At 54.1% G+C, this 18,547-nt stretch carries 21 protein-coding genes and 2 tRNA genes; 12 read left to right on the top strand and 11 right to left on the bottom strand.

The features are described 5' to 3' along the window. Positions 1 to 143: 143 nt before the first annotated feature. Positions 144 to 2,075: a S9 family peptidase gene (locus tag QW772_00525; protein ID MEM0037409.1), complete on the top strand. Its 1,932-nt coding sequence runs from the start codon at positions 144 to 146 to the stop codon at positions 2,073 to 2,075. A gap of 125 nt (positions 2,076 to 2,200) precedes the next feature. On the opposite strand, the gene QW772_00520 is transcribed toward QW772_00525, so the two are convergent. The 3 genes from QW772_00520 to uppS all read right to left on the bottom strand — a co-directional run bounded on the left by QW772_00520 (position 2,201) and on the right by uppS (position 3,931). After that, positions 2,201 to 2,278: transfer RNA gene (locus tag QW772_00520), tRNA-Gly, on the bottom strand. Between the two features lie 83 nt (positions 2,279 to 2,361). Beyond that, complete coding sequence (gene upp, locus QW772_00515) at positions 2,362 to 3,027, bottom strand: uracil phosphoribosyltransferase (GenBank protein MEM0037408.1); 666 nt, start codon at positions 3,025 to 3,027, stop codon at positions 2,362 to 2,364. A 61-nt stretch (positions 3,028 to 3,088) separates the two neighbouring features. Further along, complete coding sequence (uppS, locus tag QW772_00510) at positions 3,089 to 3,931, bottom strand: polyprenyl diphosphate synthase (protein MEM0037407.1); 843 nt, start codon at positions 3,929 to 3,931, stop codon at positions 3,089 to 3,091. Positions 3,932 to 4,108: 177 nt separating this feature from the next. Here uppS and QW772_00505 point away from each other — a divergent pair, with 177 nt between their 5' ends. The 4 genes from QW772_00505 to QW772_00490 all read left to right on the top strand — a co-directional run bounded on the left by QW772_00505 (position 4,109) and on the right by QW772_00490 (position 6,093). Next, positions 4,109 to 4,495 carry a 30S ribosomal protein S8e gene (locus tag QW772_00505; GenBank protein ID MEM0037406.1) on the top strand — a complete coding sequence of 129 codons (387 nt, stop codon included), beginning with the start codon at positions 4,109 to 4,111 and terminating at the stop codon, positions 4,493 to 4,495. 66 nt (positions 4,496 to 4,561) lie between these two features. After that, positions 4,562 to 4,858, top strand: coding sequence for a signal recognition particle subunit SRP19/SEC65 family protein (locus tag QW772_00500; protein ID MEM0037405.1), 297 nt, complete (start codon positions 4,562 to 4,564; stop codon positions 4,856 to 4,858). Positions 4,859 to 4,975: 117 nt separating this feature from the next. Continuing rightward, complete coding sequence (locus tag QW772_00495; GenBank protein ID MEM0037404.1) at positions 4,976 to 5,227, top strand: Gar1/Naf1 family protein; 252 nt, start codon at positions 4,976 to 4,978, stop codon at positions 5,225 to 5,227. After that, complete coding sequence (locus QW772_00490) at positions 5,224 to 6,093, top strand: transcription initiation factor IIB family protein (protein ID MEM0037403.1); 870 nt, start codon at positions 5,224 to 5,226, stop codon at positions 6,091 to 6,093. Before QW772_00495 ends, QW772_00490 begins: the two co-directional genes overlap by 4 nt. Before the next feature lie 22 nt (positions 6,094 to 6,115). On the opposite strand, the gene QW772_00485 is transcribed toward QW772_00490, so the two are convergent. The 6 genes from QW772_00485 to QW772_00460 all read right to left on the bottom strand — a co-directional run bounded on the left by QW772_00485 (position 6,116) and on the right by QW772_00460 (position 10,898). Beyond that, entirely contained in the window at positions 6,116 to 7,015 is a 900-nt protein-coding gene (locus tag QW772_00485) for an MBL fold metallo-hydrolase (GenBank protein MEM0037402.1), read from the bottom strand. Next, positions 7,008 to 7,163, bottom strand: coding sequence for a hypothetical protein (locus QW772_00480; protein MEM0037401.1), 156 nt, complete (start codon positions 7,161 to 7,163; stop codon positions 7,008 to 7,010). Before QW772_00480 ends, QW772_00485 begins: the two co-directional genes overlap by 8 nt. 74 nt (positions 7,164 to 7,237) lie before the next feature. Continuing rightward, positions 7,238 to 7,342 (bottom strand) — tRNA-Leu (locus QW772_00475). An 89-nt stretch (positions 7,343 to 7,431) separates the two neighbouring features. After that, on the bottom strand, positions 7,432 to 9,345 hold the full coding sequence (gatE, locus tag QW772_00470) for a Glu-tRNA(Gln) amidotransferase subunit GatE (GenBank protein ID MEM0037400.1): 1,914 nt from the start codon (positions 9,343 to 9,345) through the stop codon (positions 7,432 to 7,434). Further along, positions 9,338 to 10,654: a Glu-tRNA(Gln) amidotransferase subunit GatD gene (gene gatD / locus QW772_00465; protein ID MEM0037399.1), complete on the bottom strand. Its 1,317-nt coding sequence runs from the start codon at positions 10,652 to 10,654 to the stop codon at positions 9,338 to 9,340. Before gatD ends, gatE begins: the two co-directional genes overlap by 8 nt. A 37-nt stretch (positions 10,655 to 10,691) precedes the next feature. Next, positions 10,692 to 10,898 carry a 30S ribosomal protein S30e gene (locus QW772_00460; protein MEM0037398.1) on the bottom strand — a complete coding sequence of 69 codons (207 nt, stop codon included), beginning with the start codon at positions 10,896 to 10,898 and terminating at the stop codon, positions 10,692 to 10,694. Between the two features lie 115 nt (positions 10,899 to 11,013). Here QW772_00460 and QW772_00455 point away from each other — a divergent pair, with 115 nt between their 5' ends. The 5 genes from QW772_00455 (at position 11,014) to QW772_00435 (ending at position 14,963) form a co-directional block, all read left to right on the top strand. Further along, a complete protein-coding gene (locus QW772_00455; protein ID MEM0037397.1) occupies positions 11,014 to 12,270 on the top strand; it encodes a C/D box methylation guide ribonucleoprotein complex aNOP56 subunit in 1,257 nt (418 codons plus the stop codon). A 6-nt stretch (positions 12,271 to 12,276) separates the two neighbouring features. After that, the gene (locus QW772_00450) at positions 12,277 to 12,978 is read left to right on the top strand and encodes a fibrillarin-like rRNA/tRNA 2'-O-methyltransferase (protein ID MEM0037396.1); all 702 of its coding nucleotides are present in this window, start codon (positions 12,277 to 12,279) and stop codon (positions 12,976 to 12,978) included. A 64-nt stretch (positions 12,979 to 13,042) separates the two neighbouring features. Further along, positions 13,043 to 14,005 (top strand): helix-turn-helix domain-containing protein, encoded by a 963-nt coding sequence (locus QW772_00445; protein MEM0037395.1) that lies wholly within the window; start codon positions 13,043 to 13,045, stop codon positions 14,003 to 14,005. 8 nt (positions 14,006 to 14,013) lie between these two features. Further along, complete coding sequence (locus QW772_00440) at positions 14,014 to 14,547, top strand: NTPase (protein MEM0037394.1); 534 nt, start codon at positions 14,014 to 14,016, stop codon at positions 14,545 to 14,547. Between the two features lie 47 nt (positions 14,548 to 14,594). Beyond that, the gene (locus QW772_00435; protein ID MEM0037393.1) at positions 14,595 to 14,963 is read left to right on the top strand and encodes an Lrp/AsnC family transcriptional regulator; all 369 of its coding nucleotides are present in this window, start codon (positions 14,595 to 14,597) and stop codon (positions 14,961 to 14,963) included. Between the two features lie 12 nt (positions 14,964 to 14,975). On the opposite strand, the gene QW772_00430 is transcribed toward QW772_00435, so the two are convergent. Continuing rightward, positions 14,976 to 16,208, bottom strand: coding sequence for a tRNA (guanine(10)-N(2))-dimethyltransferase (locus QW772_00430; protein MEM0037392.1), 1,233 nt, complete (start codon positions 16,206 to 16,208; stop codon positions 14,976 to 14,978). Positions 16,209 to 16,281: 73 nt separating this feature from the next. Here QW772_00430 and QW772_00425 point away from each other — a divergent pair, with 73 nt between their 5' ends. Continuing rightward, a complete protein-coding gene (locus tag QW772_00425; GenBank protein MEM0037391.1) occupies positions 16,282 to 16,608 on the top strand; it encodes a hypothetical protein in 327 nt (108 codons plus the stop codon). Here the strand turns inward: QW772_00425 and QW772_00420 are convergent. Further along, on the bottom strand, positions 16,598 to 17,965 hold the full coding sequence (locus QW772_00420; GenBank protein MEM0037390.1) for a RuvB-like domain-containing protein: 1,368 nt from the start codon (positions 17,963 to 17,965) through the stop codon (positions 16,598 to 16,600). The genes QW772_00425 and QW772_00420 overlap by 11 nt on opposite strands. 80 nt (positions 17,966 to 18,045) lie before the next feature. On the opposite strand from QW772_00420, the gene QW772_00415 reads away from it, so the two are divergent. Continuing rightward, the gene (locus tag QW772_00415) at positions 18,046 to 18,540 is read left to right on the top strand and encodes a hypothetical protein (protein MEM0037389.1); all 495 of its coding nucleotides are present in this window, start codon (positions 18,046 to 18,048) and stop codon (positions 18,538 to 18,540) included. Positions 18,541 to 18,547: the final 7 nt, after the last annotated feature.

Below are 18,547 nucleotides of genomic sequence, written 5' to 3'. Positions count from 1 at the left end.
AGGGGATTTCCAAGGAAGCATTTCAACCTAACACACGGCTATTCGTGAAATTATTGACGCATATGTCGGTGATGGCAATATATTGTTGTCGCATACCAATTATATAAGCCAAACCCCCTATTAGAATAAATTCGGGTGGTACCTTGAGTAAGAGACTACAACCCAACGATTTTGAGTTCTTCACATCAGTCTCTCAGGTTAGCTTGAATCCTGAGGGGCGTTTAGCGGCCTTCACCGCAACTAAGCCATCCCTGACGAGCAACGACTACAGGAGTTGGGTTGAGGTATATGACGTAACGTCCGGTGAGAGGGTCTTCGCAAGCCAAGGTAATAAGGACCTGCTCCCCAGATGGTCGCCCTCCGGCAAAAGACTCTACTTCCTGAGAGTGTCTGATGACATGAGGATTCACCTGGTTGAGCACACGCTCGGCGACGGCACCCGAACCCTGCTCACCTTGGAGAAGCCCATCAAGGACTACAGGATATGCTGCGATGACGTCGCTTACGCCATAGTTCAGGATGTTAAAGGCGCTCCGGACCCCGACCTGATATACACTGAAGAGACGCAGGTGTGGCACGACGGGGCGGGGTTCATCACGCACATCATCACCAGACTTTACAGGATAGACTTGAGGTCCGGCTACATGGAGCCCCTGACAGGCCCGGAGCACAACGTGCTCAACTTCGACGTTAACGGGGAGTGCACGAGGGGGGTGCTCGCCCTTGCCGAGAATAAGGCTTCACCCCTGCTCTCGCGGCTCTACCTCTTCAAACCCCCCTCCCTCGAGTTAAAGCAACTTGCCGGCGGTGCGGAGTACTTCGTCGAAGGCATAAGTGTGGAGGGATCGCTGGCCGCCATCTCCGCCCACAAGATGGAGCGAGGGCTCACCACGCACACGAGGCTCCTGCTCATAGATCTGGACAAGGATGACATCATCCTGTACGACACGCCCCTAGGCAAGGCCGTGGGTGGAAGAATCTACAACGATGTCGAGGGGCCTGCCTTCAGCTTCACGAAACCTAGGATAGCGGGTGGTAAGGTATATTTCACGTTAAGCGATGGGGGTAGGATCCCGCTGTACGTGTGGGAGGGTGGCAACACCTACCGGGAGCTAATGAGCGAGGAATCCGTGGTTCTAGACTTCGACATCGCTGGGAACACTGTAGCGTACACCAGATCCGATGGAGTAACCCCTGTAGAGCTGTACTCGCTCGACCTGAATCGGATGAGTATAAAGAAAATTACGAACTACAATCAGTGGCTCAACCAATTCAAACTCTCGAAACCAACTCACTTCTCGTTCGTAGCGAGTGACGGCACCCCGGTAGAAGGATGGGTGTTGAGACCCGTAGAAAGGAGGCTAGACATTAACGGCAAGTCACCGGCCATCCTAGAGATCCACGGCGGTCCGAAGAACAAGTACGGACACTCATTCATGTTCGAGCATCAACTCCTAGCCTCACAGGGGTTCTACGTCATCTACATGAACCCGAGGGGCAGTGACGGATACAGTGAGGACTTCGCCGACATACGGTTCAGGTACGGGGAGAGGGACTATGAAGACATAATGGAGGGAATTAACCACGTCCTGAATCATGAGGACGGGATAGACCCGGAGAGACTTGGGGTGGCCGGGATAAGCTATGGAGGCTTCATGACGAACTGGATCATAACACACACCGACACATTCAAGGTAGCGGTGTCAGAGGACGGAATCTCAACATGGCTCGGGGAATACGGCGTAGCCGATATCGGATTCCTGTTTGTCCCGGATCAGATAGGGGGAACGCCATTCAATAATCGGGAAGCCATGGAGAGGAAATCCCCAGTATATTATGCCCACAACGTCAAAACACCAACGCTCTTCATACACGGCCTAAATGACTATAGATGCTACCTAGAGCAGGCTCTAGTCATGCACACAACACTTAAACACCTGGGTAAGAAGAGCGCCATCGCGCTGTTCAAAGACAGCTCACACACGTTCAGCATGACTGGGAAGCCGAAGGCTAGACTCAAAAGATATCAGTTGATTTTAGACTGGTTTGAAAAACACCTCGGAGTGAAGACTTAAAATAAAACAACATCGCAACTGCCACTACAATATCTTCTAAAGCTCATCAACTTTCACCCCACGTAAGGGCGGGGATTCCAAATTATGCAGAAATGCCTGCAAACCCTTTATCCCATAAAGGGGAGTGGTGCGGCGGCCGGGATTTGAACCCGGGATCTCCGGCTTGGGAGGCCGGCGTCCTGACCAGGCTGGACGACCGCCGCCCCAGTATAAAACATGTTTGGCGATCAATTTAAGTTTTTGTGTTGGGGATTACGGCCGAGATCCTGCCTCCGGAGGCAGTAGCTCATCCTCCGAATGCCCTGTCCCCAGCGTCGCCCAGCCCAGGAACTATGTAGCCCTTCTCGTTTATTTCCCGATCTATTGCGGCTGTGTAGATCCTCACCTTAACTCCTAGCTCTTCACCGACTCTTCGTATCCTCTCTACAGCTATTGGCGTCGCGATTGCTGAGGCTATTACGTAGAGCTTCCCTCTGCCGTACCTGCTGAGGACTTTAAGCACGGTCTCTATGGTTGAGCCCGTGGCCACCATAGGATCCACTATGATCACCGTGTCGTCAGGCCCTACTGCCGGCATTCTGACGTATTCCACGTCCACGTCGAAGCTCATATCACTCTTCATACCTCCCTCCTCAACCCTCCTAGCCGAGATTATCCCCTGCCTCGCCTGGGGGAATACCTTTATCAAACCTTCCGTCATAGGCCACGCAGCCCTTAAGACGGTAACTATCACAACCCTGTCTAAGCCCCTGATCCTCACCCCCTCGGCGCGCACCCCAAGAGGGGTCTCAACGTGAACCCTCTCCAGTTCGAAGTCCTTAATGATCTCGAAGCCGAGGGCCCTGCCCAACCTAACCAGAGACTTGCGGAACTCTATCTGCCCGGTATTCCTATCCCTAAGCTCTGTTAGGACCGCCTGTATGTATGGGTGCGTCAACACCTTAATATCCACAGCGCATCACCCAAGTATTAAGGACGAAGCCAGTAATTAAAGGAGCGCTCATATCAGACGATTAAACCCCGAACCTCCTCTCCCTCCTCTGGTAGGACCTGATGGCCCTTAGCAAATCTATCCGTCTGAACTCCGGCCAGTATGCGTCGCAGAAGTAGAGCTCGCTGTACGCTATATGCCACAGGAGGAAGTTACTTATGCGCAGTTCGCCCGAAGTCCTTATAACTAGATCCGGCTCCGCCAAGTCGTCTGACGGGAGGTCGGAGGATACCATTAGGTACTTCCTGAAGAGGTCCTCAGTTATCTCGCCCGGACTTACCTTACCATCCATCACCTCCATCACTAATGCTTTTATGGCGTCCAGTATCTCCTGCCTGCCGCCATAGCATAGCGCAATGTTGAGGAATCTATTCATGTAGGGGCTGCTGAGACTCTCCACCTCAGCTATTTCGCTCCTGAGATCCTCTGGAACGAGGTCCAGCCTGCCCGCAAACTTGACGCGCACACCGTACTTCTCATACGTTCGCTCACTCACGAACTTATTGATACTCCTCCTCATGATGTCGAACAAGAACCTCCTCTCATCCTCCGACCTCTTGAGGCAGTTCTCGTAAGACATGGCGTAGACTGTAACCACCTTAACCCCAAGGTCCCAGAGCCAGTTGAGAACCTCCTCAAGCCTCTCATACCCAACCTCGTGCCCCACGTTTGGGTCGAGCCCTAGGCTCTTAGCCCACCTCCTGTTACCGTCGGGGATTATGGCCACATGCTTCGGCATTGGACCCCCTGCAACCTGGTCGTGCAGCCACTGCTCGTAAAACCTGTAAACAAGCCTGCCGAGAGGCCTTGACATAAACCTCAATCTACCGCTGAGACGTCTAACCCACCGGACTAGGGAATTCATCAACTCCCCAAATACCCGTAAATTTTACATAACAGAGCTTAAAGGTTAAACTCAACCCCTCCCGCCCTAGGGAGATGGGGGACTACGGCCGTGGGGAAACCCTCCTGAGACCAGACTTATTAACCTCAACAAATATCTATAGTCTTAGATTAGCCAGCGGCTCGCACGGTGGTTAGAGTGGGTGTGTATCAGGGTAAGGACTTCAGGAAGGTGTCCGGCGGGAGGAGAAGGCCTCACAGGATGAACAGAAAACACGAGTTGGGCAGATTCCCCACCATGACCTCCCTAGGCGGTGAGGACGAAGTTAAGATTATTCGTGTTAGGGGCGGGAACATTAAGATACGACGTGAGAAGGCTAGCCACGCAAACGTCCTTGACCCGGCCACCAACACCGTTAAGAGGGTTAAGATCGTCAGGGTTCTCGAGACGCCAGCCAACAGGGAGTTAGCGCGGCTTGCAGTCATAACGAGGGGGTCAATCATCGAGACCGAACTAGGCCCCGCTAAGGTCACCTCAAGACCCGGCCAGCACGGAATAGTTAATGCGGTGCTGATTAGGCAGTAAGTCTGAGGCCGGCCTCGCAAGCCTTACAGCCGCAACACATAAACAACAACTCTAAAGTGGTGGTGCATACTGCATAAGTACATTATATGGCCTGAGTACGTAACGCTAACGCTGAGCAGGAGTTCAGGCAGGAGAGTCGGGAGAAGCCTAGCACCCCCTAGAGTAACCCCTGAGTTAGTTCTTAAGGCGTGCAACGAGCTGGGATGGAGGTGCAGTGTGGAGGGGGGCAAGTACCCGCGCACGTGGTTTGAGTCCCACGGTTTTAAAATAATTGTCGAGTTTGAGAATAAGGTCGGCAGCAAGAACTCAGTAATCAAAGCTTTAGCAGGGAAGCTGAAGGAAATTGGTGGGAAGACCGTATAATGCGCTCGAGTATTACATAGCGTATTACATACGCAGATCGAAATACAACCTCTCAAGCTAGTAAGGTATTACATTAATTATTACTTTTAAGTCCCCTTGCAGAAGTAAAGTCTTGGCTTGGGATCCGCTTTGATCAAGTTGGGGTATTACCTGCATAAAGTCCCCTCAGGGAGATTAATAATTAAGATTAGCGGGAGGAACCCGCCTAAGCTCGGAAGCAGAGTGCTGGACGGTAAGGGTAACCTGCTGGGGATCGTTGTAGACGTCATAGGGCCTGTGAGCTCACCGTATGCCGTAGTGAAGCCCCTAAGCCCCGGGGTTAACTTAGCGCAGTTTGAGGAGGTCTTCCTTAAGGCGGGCGGGAGGTGATCATCACGTCCTGCGCCTCATCCTCCATAATTTACGATGAGATCCGCGGTGAATACATATGCACCGAGACTGGGGAGGTTCTTGAGGAGAGGGTTGTCGACACAGGTCCTGAATGGAGGGGTTTCGAAGTCAGTAATGGGGCCGGTAAGGTCAGGGGTAGCGAGCCCGTGACCAGCAAGGTTCATGACTACGGATTAACAACCTCTATAGATGAGCTCACGCTCGAGGGCAGAAAGCTCAACGACCTAAACAAGTCGATAAGGGCGTCGAGCAGGGAGAAGAAGATTGTGAAGGCGTTGCAACTGGCGAACACCGTGATTAACAAGCTCAACCTCCCTAACTCCAACCTAATCAAGAACGACGCCGGGATGATAGTGAACAGGCTCTACCGCAGGGGGTTAATCAAGAGGAAGAACATGAAGGCGATGATAGCCGCAGTCCTCATAACAACCCTCAAGAATTACAGCATACCCTTCGACAGTAGGGAGATCCTCAACCTATGTCAGGTGACTCAGAGGGACGTTTGGAAAGCCCTCCTGAAGATACACAGGGATTCGGGGGAGAGGATCCGTGTGGGTGTAGTCGACCCCCTAAGCTATGTGAGGCAATATTCAAACACTCTGGAGGTCTCACCGGAGACCGAATCCCTGGCCATGAACCTAGTTACAGCCGCCAGGAGGTTAGGCATAACCTCAGGCAAAGGGCCGCAGGGCGTAGCAGCAGCCTCACTCTACCTGGCCTCAATACTGATGAATCAGAAGCTCACACAGCAGGACATATCAGAGAAGCTCAACGTCACTGAGGTAACCCTGAGGAACCGCTATAGAGACCTAGTTAATGAGTTAAGCATAGTTGTTGAGCTCTGACCCCCTAGCGACCTAGATCACATCATCTAGTGGCCGTCAGGTAGTTGTAGAGCCCCAATATAGCTCTATAGGTGGCGCCTCTGAAGGCTGGCATCCCCTCCTCTAAGTCCCTCGCGTAGGATAGCTCTACATCCTCCCTCAGAATAGTCTCGTACACCACCCTCGGATCCCTGCACCCCTCTGATAGGAGCTTCTCAATGCGGTAAATCCAGGCAGTAAGTTTATCCTTAACTCTCTGAATAAGGATGTCTGGATCCACGTCCACCACGCCGTAGTGTGAAACTGCGACCTTCCTAGGCCTCAGCGCCAGCATGTTGCTCAGGCTTCTCAGATATTCCGAGGCGTTGAAAGGCGGCACGGTCACCGGATATGCCCTCCCACTGAAGTAGTTAGCTATGGAGTCCCCAGCGAAGAGTATGAGGTGAGGTTTGAGTAGGTAGGAGACGTGGTGTTGGGCGTGACCCGGTGTGTGGATAGCCTCCAAATCCATGCCGCCTAAACTTATCGTCCCGCCATCAACCGCAGGCAACACGAATCCCTCCTCCACGGGTTCGGGCTTGCCGAAGGCTTGGGCGAGATCCCCAAGGACTTCCAGGGAAGACTGCCAGAGTTTAGTCGGATTCACCAAGTGCCTAACGCCTCTAGGATGCACTACCACCGTCGGACGCTTTAACTCCCTGACTAGATCGCCCACACAACCTGCGTGATCCATGTGCACGTGCGTCAGGACTACGTAAACCGTCCTCCGATCCGCTCCAATCCCCCTCAAACCCCTAAGAACGTCCTTGTAAACCACTTTAGGGCCCGGGTCAACCACCGCTACAGCGTCATCACCGGCAATCAGGTAGGTGGAGAGCCACCCCCTGCTACCCAGAGGCTCTGAATCCACTAAGTAGACCCTATCCGTTAAGGTCTCAAGCAACGCACCTAACCCCCTCCATGAGGAAGGAATCCAGAACCCAACCAACAAACATGGGTCTGAGGAGGCAGTCCGGGATGTGGGACTTCATTCCAACCGCCTCAAGTCCATGATTAAGGCATTCGCACAACAATCCCTCGACACCGCCCACCATTAGAGAACGCAGCCGCTTTATAAGCACTGCCCCCCTCTGAAGGCGAGTCCCTGACTGCCGGACCATTTCCATGGTGCGGGGGGTGGGATTCGAACCCACGCAGGCCTGCGCCATCAGGGTTCCCACCTGATTAGGACCTGAGCCTGACCCCTTTGACCTGGCTCGGGCACCCCCGCACCAATAAGATATCTCCTAGAACCTTTTATAAGCACTACCATCTTGAGCTAGATTCAATTCGGGTTCCCTACGAGTTAAACCTCGACCTTCAGGGCGGGGAGTCCAGTTCACTGAGTCTTCTTCTGACTAGGTCCGCCACCATTTTACCATCGGCTCTACCTCTAATCACCTTCATCACTTCACCCATCACTATGCTGAACGCCTTCTCCTTCTTAGTGAGTAACGTTTCCTTAAGCCTCTCCACAGTCTCACGCACTACCCTATCCACGTCCTCCTCGGTCATGCCGGCGTATTTAGCGATTAACTCATCCATTCCCACCTTACCGAGGTGTGAGGCGTATTCACGCAGTATCTCAGGGATTGCGTCCCTGCTCACAGACCCTTCACCGACCTTGCTGAGCAGGGTTTTAAGGACGTCCTCACCCACTGCACTCACGTCCAGGCCCTCAGATTTAAGGCCCTTCAGGTGCATCATCAGCGTGGTCGCTATTACGTGCGGCGACACCCTGCCCTCCAGCTCGTCCACTAGGTTCAGGTACGTATGTATCAGCGGATCCCTAATGAGCTGCTCGGCAAGCGGTCTCGCGAGTTTGTGCCTCTCAACCAGCACCGTCAGTAGCTCCTCAGGGGTCGGTGGCCTGAATGCCTCGGCCCTACCAAGTAGTTCCTGAGTTACTGGGATAGGCTTAACATCGGTCTCCGGATACATCCTCATAGCTCCGGGCTGCGGCCTCATGTATTTAGTGGTGCCGTCAGGGTTGGCCGCGCGGGTCTCCCTAGGTATTCCAACCAGGGCATAACGCGCCCTCTCAACGACCGCCTTGAGCGCCCTCTCAGCGGAATCCCTCTCACCCACCACAAGAACGTACGCGTCCCGAGCCTCGTCAAGACCCAGATGCTCGAACACCCTTCTTTTCTCATCCCCACCTATCCCGTAGGAGGGGAGCTCGTCACTGTGTATAATGCCTCCGACACCGCCCCACGCTTTGGCGTAGTCCGAGAGCTCTGTCCCGAACCTCCTCCCAGGCATCAACTCCACCTTCAGCAACCCTGCGAACCCCTTAAGCGGTGTAGCGTAAACCCCTAAGCCCTTACTTATCGAGGACGCTATGAGCTTACTCTTGCTGCCCGTAAAGAGCTCCGTAACGTCCTTAATGATGCACGGTAGGTCGCTATCGGAGACCCCCCTCCTAATGAGCTCCCCCTTAACCTCGAGCAGCTTCAGCTGCCTCATAACCTCATACTCTACTACCTTAGGAATTAACTCGAGCTTGCCAACCCCCTTAACCTCAGTCTTAACCCCGCCACGTATGGATATGTTTAGATCCTGTCTTATGGTCCCTAAGCCCCTCCTGACCCTGCCGCCGAGCCTGAGCAGCAGTCCTATCTTGAACGCCACCCTCATCGCCTGCTCCGGACTGCCTATGTCCGGTGCGGTGGCTATCTCCACTAGAGGTATGCCGAGCCTGTCAAGGTTATACCTGACGTAACCCCTGCCCTCGTCCACCTTCCTGGCCGCGTCCTCCTCCAGACACACCGTCTGTATCCTTATCACGGACTCCTCGTCCAGTATGTGGCCCCCGACAGCCACGATGGCCGTCCTCTGGAAGCCGGTAGTGTTGGATCCATCTACAACTATCTTCCTCATCACCTGTATCTCATCGACAGGCGTTGAGTTAAGCGCCTTAGCTATGGCGAGAGCTATGAGGACTGCTTCCATATTGAGGTCGTGCGGGGGCTCCTCATCGAGCTCCACCATACAAGCATGACCCTCGGGCACCTCATATATGATGTTCCTCCCCTTCATGACCTCATACTGCGCCGCCGGATCCACCTCACCAACCTCACTTCTGGCAACCCTCAGATACCTCGTCACCTCCTTCTTCGGGGCCTCGTCGCCGGCCAGCTCCGCAGGGCATGCACAGAAGAGCTTCTCCCTAGTCGCTAGCTGCTGGTGTATCTCTATACCCACCTTAAGACCTAGGGCTGCGTAATCAACCACCGTGGAACCACCTCGGGAAGGTCTCACACCCGTGTACTCGATTGAACTCGTGCACCATGTCCCTCTGAAACAGTTCCACGTACTCATCCCTCTCAAGACCTGGGTAGTTGCCTAAGATCCATGAGAGCTTGACGTACGCGACCTCGCTCAACATATCATGCCCCGACACGGCGCCTGCTCTAAGCAATCTCCTCCCAGTGCTGTAGACGTTCAGGTTAACCCTGCCGAACACGGTCTGCGTCGTTATCACTACGATCATGCCTGACTCCGAAGCCCTCGCCACGCTATCGACGCATGCGTTCCTCACGTGCCCCAGACCCGTCCCCTCAATCACTAGGGCCTTGTAGCCTTTGTCAACAAAGTAGTCTATGATATCGCAATCCATTCCAGGGTAGAACTTAAGCAGTGCAACCTTATCGCTGAAGCCACACCTACTCAGGAACTCCTCCCTGCGACTCCTGCGGATGAAGGCCCTGTTAATAATCCTCAACCTCATCTCAGGGAACTCCACCCTAGCCAGCGGCAAGTCGTTCACAGTCTGGAAGGCATCCCTCCTGCTCGAGTGCATCTTCCTAACCTTAACACCCCTGTGCACCAGGACATATTCATCCGACATGGTTCCATGCATGCACACGACAACCTCGCCGAAGGGCGCGTCTCTGAAGACCGGGAGGGATGCCCTCATGTTTATGGCTGAGTCAGAGCTCGGCCTGTCACTACTCCTCTGCGACCCCACCAGGACTACAGGGGCCGGTAGGTTCGACAGAGCGAACGCCAGCGCGGACGCGGTGTACGTCATTGTGTCAGTCCCGTGGGCTACCAGCACCCCATCCACACCGGACTCGATGAGTCTGCCCACCTCACGACTCAGCAGGCTCCAATACTCTGGAGTCATGTCCTCGCTGAAGAGCCTGCTGAGTTCAACCACCTCCAGCTCCGACGCGTAGGAAGTGAATTCCGGAACCGCCTCAAGCAACTCCCCTGCAGTTATAGCTGGCCTCACCGCCCCGGTCTCGTAGTCAACCTTGCTGACTATAGTTCCTCCAGTGCTGATGAACGTCAGCTTAAGGCCTCCCCCACCCTTGACGAGGCTTCTGGACGGCTCAGCCTCCCGGAACTTTATCACACCGCTCTCCAGAACCTCGATCTCCGCCCCGCTGACGTCGACGCCCACGTTATATCCGTTGTCCAGCTTGACGACCAGTATGTTGGTCGAGCTGAACTCACTCTTAGGGAGGACTACCCCCTCATAAACTATTGAACCCTTCTTAATTCTCACCCTATCTCCTACGTTGATCTGCGAGTCCAAACCAACACCTCAAGACGGAACTACTTAAAAACGGCTACTACGCTGTAGCCCCCCTCCCCTTCCTAGGGATTGAGGAGGGCGGTATCACCGTGGGCACCGGGAGCCCTGCATCCTTCCTCTTCCGGATCCAATACTCACGCCTGTTCCTCTGCCTGGGCGGGAAGTTCCTCTTAGGCTTCCTCTCCACCTTAGGCGTCTGACCCCTCACTTTACCGGCCTTAGTCATCGAGCCGTGTGTAGGCATTTCTCCAACCCGCATTAGTTTAAACGTAGGAGTTATTAAGTTTTATGTCATCGCCGCGCGTCAGGCCCGGCAGCCGTCTTCAAGCATATATAAGTTGCCTAAGCATTGATACTTGGTGCTAGTGTTGAAGGTAGTCGCTCTCGACACGCTTGTAGGATCCTTAATAGGGGATGAGGAGGGCAACGTCCTGGTAAAATCGCTGAGTCCATCAACGAACATCAACGAGCTGGTCGAACGGGCTCTGAAGCTGGAGGACGGCGAGGTCACCGAGGATTTCATCAAGTCTTTGAGGGAGTTGGTGAACACCTACGGTGATCAGGTCGAGGTTGTCGTTACGGATGACGGACACGCTAGGGCTGCGTCCGCCCTCAACATAAAGGCTACTGTAAGTCCTGAGAACAGCGCCCTCCGCAGGCTACGCAACACGCTCATCACCACGCTAATCAGCGAGGGCGTCGTCAAATCCGAGGGTGAGTGGGTCTCATTCCTGAACCAAGTGATGATTCAAGCAACCAGGATCAAGCTCAGAGGGTTCGCCGCCAAGAGGGATCTCCTGGCGATTCAGGCGATAAGGTCCATTGACGACATAGACAAGACGATAAACCTGTTCGCCTCGAGGATGAGGGAGTGGTACAGCGTGCACTTCCCAGAACTCGACGACCTTATAGAGGACCACAAGCTCTACGCCACAGTTGTTTACGAGTTCGGGAGTAGGGACGGCCTCTCCGTCGAGGGGTTGAGGAAGCTTGGCTTCAGCGAGGGCAAGGCTCAGAGAATCTACGACGTCTCGAGGAGGAGCATGGGCGCCGACCTCTCTGAGGTCGATGTTGAGAGAATCAGGGACTTCGTCGGGGTGATCCTCAACCTCTACGACCTCAGGGACAAGCTCTCGGAGTACTTGAGTCAAGTCATGAAGGAAGCGGCCCCCAACATAACGGAGCTCGTCGGTCCTACGTTAGGCGCTAGACTGCTGTCCTTAGCCGGGAGCCTCGAGGACCTCGCCAAGATGCCTGCGAGCACCATCCAGGTTCTAGGCGCTGAGAAGGCCCTCTTCAGGGCCCTCAGGACTGGGGGCAGGCCGCCCAAACATGGCGTGCTCTTCCAGCACCCGGAAATACACGTAGCGCCCAAGTGGCAGAGGGGGAAGATCGCTAGGGCCGTAGCGACGAAGCTCGCGATAGCCGCTAAGGCCGACTACTTCACCGGCAGGTTCGTGGCCGACAAGCTGAAGAAGGACCTGCAGGACAGGATAGCCGAGATCAAGGAACTCTACGCCAAGCCACCTGCCAAGCCAGCGCCCGCGCCGGAGAAGGCTAAGAGACCTGAGAGACCGCCGTTCAGGCGAGGCAGGAGGGGGAGGGGCGGGAGGTGATGGGACGTGATTGAGGTCGTCAATATCAAGCCCCATGGGAAGTACGCCGGCGTCTACTTGGTGGAGCTCGAGGACGGGAGTGTTAAGCTGGCCACTAAGAACCTATCGCCTGGGAGGAGGGTGTATGGAGAGAGGCTCTACCTCTACGAGGGTGTTGAGTACAGGGAGTGGAACCCGTATAGGAGCAAGTTAGCGGGAGCCCTGCTGAAAGGGATAGAGGGCCTAGTGCTCAGCCCCGGCAGTAAAGTACTCTACCTAGGGGCGGGCTCCGGAACCACGCCGAGCCACGTCTCGGATCTGATAGGTGAGGAGGGATCCCTCTACGCCGTCGAATTCGCACCTAGAGTCATAAGAGACCTGCTGAGGGTGTGTGAGGACCGCAGGAACATGGTCCCAATCCTCAACGACGCGCGATTCCCGCAGAGGTACTCACACATAGTGCCCCTGGTAGACGTCCTATACGCGGACGTGGCTCAGCCTGAGCAGGCGGCAATAGTGAACATGAACGCCAAGTACTTCCTGAGGGGGAACGGACACCTCTACCTAGCGATAAAGTCTAGGAGCATCGACGTGACTAAGGAGCCGGACGAAGTCTACAAGAGCGAGATAGAGACGCTTGTTCGCGGTGGATTCGACGTAGAGGACGTGGTTCATCTCGACCCGTTCGACAAGGACCATGCCATGGTGCTGGCGAGGTATAAGGGGTAGACACCCCATAAGGTGCTGGTTGAAGGCCTGATTAACTTTATTTAGCCGCCACATCCATATTTACATGGTAATAATGGAGAGCGGGACCTCAGGAAAGGAAGTGTTTAAGAGGCTGTATGAGGGGGTCAGCCAAGTCCTGGATAGGGTTAAGTTTAAGTACGAGGCAATAAGCTTTCCAGTGAAGCATAGGGAGAGGTCCATAGACGTTGTCGCCGTGAGCGAGGAACACGGTAGCCTCATAATAAGGCTGAAGAACACCATGCAGGTAAATAAGAACGAAGCCCAGGACCTGGTTAAATCCTCTCTAGCGCTGAACGCGCTACCACTCGTGGTTTCGGAGATGCCGGAAGTGTTCGACAACGTGATCGTTGAGAGGGAGGGCGTCTACATAGTCGGTCTGAAAACGCTTCAGAACATATACTCCGGTAAGGACGAGCTGGTGACTCTCTATAGGAAGGGTGAACTATACGTTAGGGTGGATAGTGAGAGTCTCTCCAGGAGAAGGAGTGAGCTGGGGTACTCGCTGACCTCACTCTCAAGACTCCTCAACATATCTAGGAAAACCCTGGAGTACTACGAGAGGAGGGGGGGTAACGTAACTGTAGAGGTGGCGGAAAAACTCGCCGCCACGCTCGGAGACGACGTGGTGAAGACGATAACCCCGACAGACCTACGCAGGGAGTTCGTCACCAAAGCCTCCAGGGAGGTCGTCAGCGAGGACGTAACGACCCTTAAGACGAACCTGAGAGACCTCCTTAAGATGGGGGAGGGCAGTATTTACGAGATAAGGAAGTCAGCACCGGACTACATAATAAAGGATGACGAGACGTTGATGACCGTGGACGTCACAAGCTCCCGCAAGTACGGGGTTAGGGAGATTCTGATTAAGACCCACGAATGCGTGAAGTTCTCCACGGTCACGGACGTGGGGGTTAAGATAGTCGCCGACGACAGTGGTAAGGCTAAGGTGATAATGGACGAGCTCTCCTCACTTAAGCGGGGCAACGTAGAAGTGATTAGGGTGTGAGCAACTTAATGAAGGTGTTCATAAGCGGCCCTCCCGGCGTGGGCAAGACCACAGTGTTTATGAGGGTTGTCGACATGATTAGGGGTGAGGGGTTCACCGTAGGCGGTTTCATATGCCCTGAAGTCAGGGATCGCGGGCGTAGGGTGGGGTTCGAGATAGTTGACTTGATGGACGGGAGCAGAGGATGGCTGGCCAGGCTATGTGGGGACCTTGAGGAGGAACCGCGTGTAGGTAGGTACTGCGTTGACGTGGAGGCAACCGCCTCCATAGGCGTTAAAGCTGTCGAGAAAGCGATCTCCAGCGCCGACTTAATAGCCGTAGACGAGGTCGGCCCTATGGAGCTGGCGGTGCCGCCCCTCAAGACATCCATACTTAAGGTGCTCAGCGGGGATAAGCCTTTGATGGCGGTGATCCACTGGAGGCTCAAGAGCGAGTTGCTAAGGCTTGTAAGGGGTAGATGGGAGTTAATGGAGATAACGCAACTCAACAGGAGCCACATCCATAGGGACATATATTCCAAGATACGCATTACACTATATTAGCTCCTAAAACCATAGATACTAATGGGTATGGAGGTTCGGTGTCATAGATGAGGCTGGAACTGGAGCGACGTATACTTGAGGTCGTGAAGCAACATAGCAGGAACGGTGTCATACAGAGCGAGTTGTGGAGCATCCTAGGCGTTGACAACAGGGAAGGCTCTCGAGCCGTCCTCAGTCTAATGAGGAAAGGACTGATAAGGAGGGAGCAGGTAATACATAAAGGCAGGAAGACCTACGTCCTCAAGTACACTCCGGAGAAGCTGGAGAAGGTGAATCTCAAGGTCAACCTAAACCCCGTGATTAAGATACCCTGCTTCACATGCAAAGAGCTTTACAAGTGCGGGATGGGCGGGTTCTTCAACCCATACAAATGTAACTTACTGACGTACTTCATCCTCAACAGCTCTGAGAGTTGAAGGCCCCCACGTTCAGGAACCCCTCAAACACTCAACCAACATATCGTGGGGTGCGTCAGTCCTAATACATTGAGGAGATAAATGCGTTCTGCTAGCGTTGAAACCGCCTCCAGTCAGGCAGCCTATGACTCGCTGGACGGGCGGCGTGTTTACCTTGTAGAGCCTGGCTAGAGCAACTAGATTATACATAGGTAGGTGTGTTAACTCCCCCCCTATGACCTCTAGGAGGTTCGACAGCCTATCCACTGTCTGAAGGTAGCTGAACTCATTAAGGCCCCTCCTCAACTCGTTTAAGAATTGAACGTCCACCAAACCTCCACGCCAGAGAGGGCCCAGGGCTTTGAGCCGACCCCCACAATACACGCACTCACCCTCAGCAGGTTCGGGAACAAATTCCCTGAACCCGCAGCGCTCGCACATGAGTAAATAACCCACGTTCGCGCTGAGCACCTCAGCGGCTTTGCTAGCCCCCCTCAACACCTTTACGAAGACCCTGTAATAGTGTCCTGAGTGAAGCGAGAACAGCGGGAGGGCAGCTCTATCACGCACCGCAGCCCTCCTCGCCACAAACGCTAGGAGCACACGTAATCCTACATCAGCACCGACGTCGCTGGGCAGTATTCTGGCGTCGTACCTACGGGACCCAGCTACGTGTTTGGCGCCGCTCAGCGGCGCCACGTCGGTGGCGGTGATCGCTAAGACACCCTCGCTCCTGGTGGACCAGATTCCTGCGTCGACGTAGGGTGCTGGCGAGCCGTAGGGATCTACGTCGACTAAGACGAAGGAGATTCCAAGAGACCTCAGCAGGTATAGTATGGCGTTAGCGTCGCCCTTCATTGCTCTAGCCCTACCCTCCAGGCCGTTCATACGGATGTTCTCCAGCGTTAGCTTGAAGGCGTTGGGGTCTATGTCGTTAGCATAGATCTCATCCACCTCAGGGACCTCAACGCCGTACCTGACGGTCCTCACGCCGGTCCCTGAGAATGGGTCGGCGACTCTGACGGGCTTCTCGAAGGATCGAGTCCTGAGCAAGGTCTTCAAAACCATGACTGAGATGTCCCTGTTGAGCACCTGCGCCGGGTTGTAGAAGACGGGGGCCCACGCAGGCTCGAACACCCTGTCAGGCCGCAGGTATTTAAGCGGATTAGGTATCTTAACTTTAGCTCTGCCCTCATCGATGATCACGAAATCCTCACCCATTACCCACTCACCAGGCAGGTTCAACGTGTTGCACGACTCTGACACAGGTCCTTAAGTAAGGATTTAGGTTGATATCTTAAAAACATCGCCCAACCGCAGTACTCATTAGGGTGTGTGGATGCTCGACTTAATACTCATGACCATCACGGTGTTGCTGGTCCTAGCGAGCGTGACCGGATACGACAAGTACGTGGCCGCCAAAATCCGGAGCAGCGTTAGACGTGAACGAGGGCTTGAGGGGCTGCAGGGCGGGGTCGGTCACTACGAGGCCGACAGCTTCACTAAGATGAAGATCAAGAAAGTCAAGGCGTCGAGGATAGGGAGTTACTTAGTGATCACTCTACTCATAAGTGAGGGTGAGGACAGCGGTAAAGGCGAGGCCGTCGAGATAGACAATCCCATCCTCCTCACTTACTTGGAGGATGAGGGCGTTATCACTTCATGAACTGCGTTTCAAACTGTTTTATCAGCTCGATGCTCTGCTTAGTGTCTATAAAGAGTCTTGAGGCGTCTTCAACGTCCTCCGGCAGGACTTCCTGATGATTCCTGCGCTCAGCTATTATGTGCGCTGGCCTGAGGAGCTGGACCGCGTATCTGAGGCTGTGTGAAGCACCTATGTCGGCAAGACGTTCTAGAGCTTCCTTACTGAGGGGGACCTCCTCCTCGTCAGCCCTAATAAGTATTATCTGCTTCACTTCCTCCCTACCGTAAGGCGTGACCGGTATTATCAGAAGCCTGTCCAGGAGGTCTAGAGGTATGCCGTGAGGCGCCTCTATCTCAGTGCCCCTAATCTTCGTCATGCCCCTGTTAGTAGCGAGTATTAATATCGGGGAGAACTCCGACTCGAGGACCTTAGTAAGGAATGAGTAGGCCTCGAGGTCTAGGAGGTGTGAGTCATCTATGAAGAGAACTCCCGGCACTATCTCCCCCTTACCCTCCTCCAGCCACTTCCTCACCATTGAGTTAACAGACTTCCTGACGTCCTCATCTATCTCCTTCTCCAGCTCAACGCCGAAGATCGAGGTTATGGAGAACCTCTGGCTTGCTACGTAGAGATCTAGATCGTTGAATGAGAACACCCTAACTATCTCCTTATCCCTCCTGACAGGCCCTGAAGGCATCTCCTCCTCCACGCGGGTGGAGTCTATGTCGTACTGCTTGACCTCCTCAATACCTTTAACCCTTCCGACCTTATGGATCACTCCAGTCTCCGCATCTATCCATATGTGGTCACCCCTCCTAATCCTGAGTTGAACTAGCTGGCCGGTTACGTCCTCACCTACGGAGAGCGTCACTGAATCATCCTTAGTCTCCAACGTTATCTTAGCTTCCCCCGGTATTCTGGCATATGGGTTGAAGGGGTGTTTAACATAGCCTATCTTCACGCCCTTAACCACGCCCTCATAGACCTTCCTAACCTCCCTGACTCTAACGCCTATGGCCTTACGCACCGCCCTCATCAGGATCTCCGTCTTCTTAACCTCGGCAGAGTATATCTCAGCCCCGTCCATAGCTACGAAGGGGGTGTCCTCACCTAGCTCCCTAGCTATGGCGACGGCGAGCGCTGTTTTCCCAGTGCCCGGCGGGCCTACGAACAATATCCCTTTACCCGTCATCCTCCCCTGCCTTATCAGGTCCACCACCACCCCCGCAGCCCTCCTAGCATCAACCTGGCCTACAAGGCCGTCGGCCACGGGCTTGGGCTCCCTCCTCTCATCAAGGCCTAGACCTCTGATGTGACTGTGGATGCTTAAAGTTACCTCAGGCCTCACGGTCTTTATCTCTCTGATCTCACCGCTCATGCATACCCCCAATAATATATAATAAATATAGAGACCCCTAATTTATTAGCTGCCAACGTGTTTTCGTTTGGGGACAAGCCATGCCTCAGAAGCCGCAACAGCAAGCATCGTCGACCTCGACCTCCAAGGAGTTGAGGATAGTTGCTAGACCGGTGGCGACCCTCGACGCCGTTAGGAAGGACCCAGACAAGCTGAAGCTTCTAAACATAATAGGGCGTCTAGGAGCGATCTCGGAGAGAGGCCTCACTAACTTGGTGTATCTTCTCGTTAATGAGAAGAAGATGGGGCTTAAGTACACCTTCATAATGGTCGATCAGATACCTAACAGTAAGGAGTTGAGTGAGGACGTTAGACTACTCCTGTACCTGGGGTTGGTTGAGACTGAGCCTACGCTCAGGAGGCTCAGGTTAACGAGCTCGGGGAGGGAGTTCATGGAGCAGAATAAGCTTGACGAGAACGCGCTGAACGAGCTATTCAACGCAGTGGACGAGCTCAAGGAGAGAGTCATAAGTGAGGAGAGGGCTGCCGAGTTCTCGGCTAGGGGGGCAAGAGGCAGGAGAAGGTTCAGGCGTTGAGGGGCTA

The sequence above is a fragment of the Zestosphaera sp. genome, assembly GCA_038727705.1.
Classification (GTDB): Archaea; Thermoproteota; Thermoprotei_A; order Sulfolobales; family NBVN01; genus Zestomicrobium.
The sequence above is the reverse complement of the archived record's forward strand: the minus strand, read 5'-3'. Positions and strand labels throughout refer to the sequence as shown.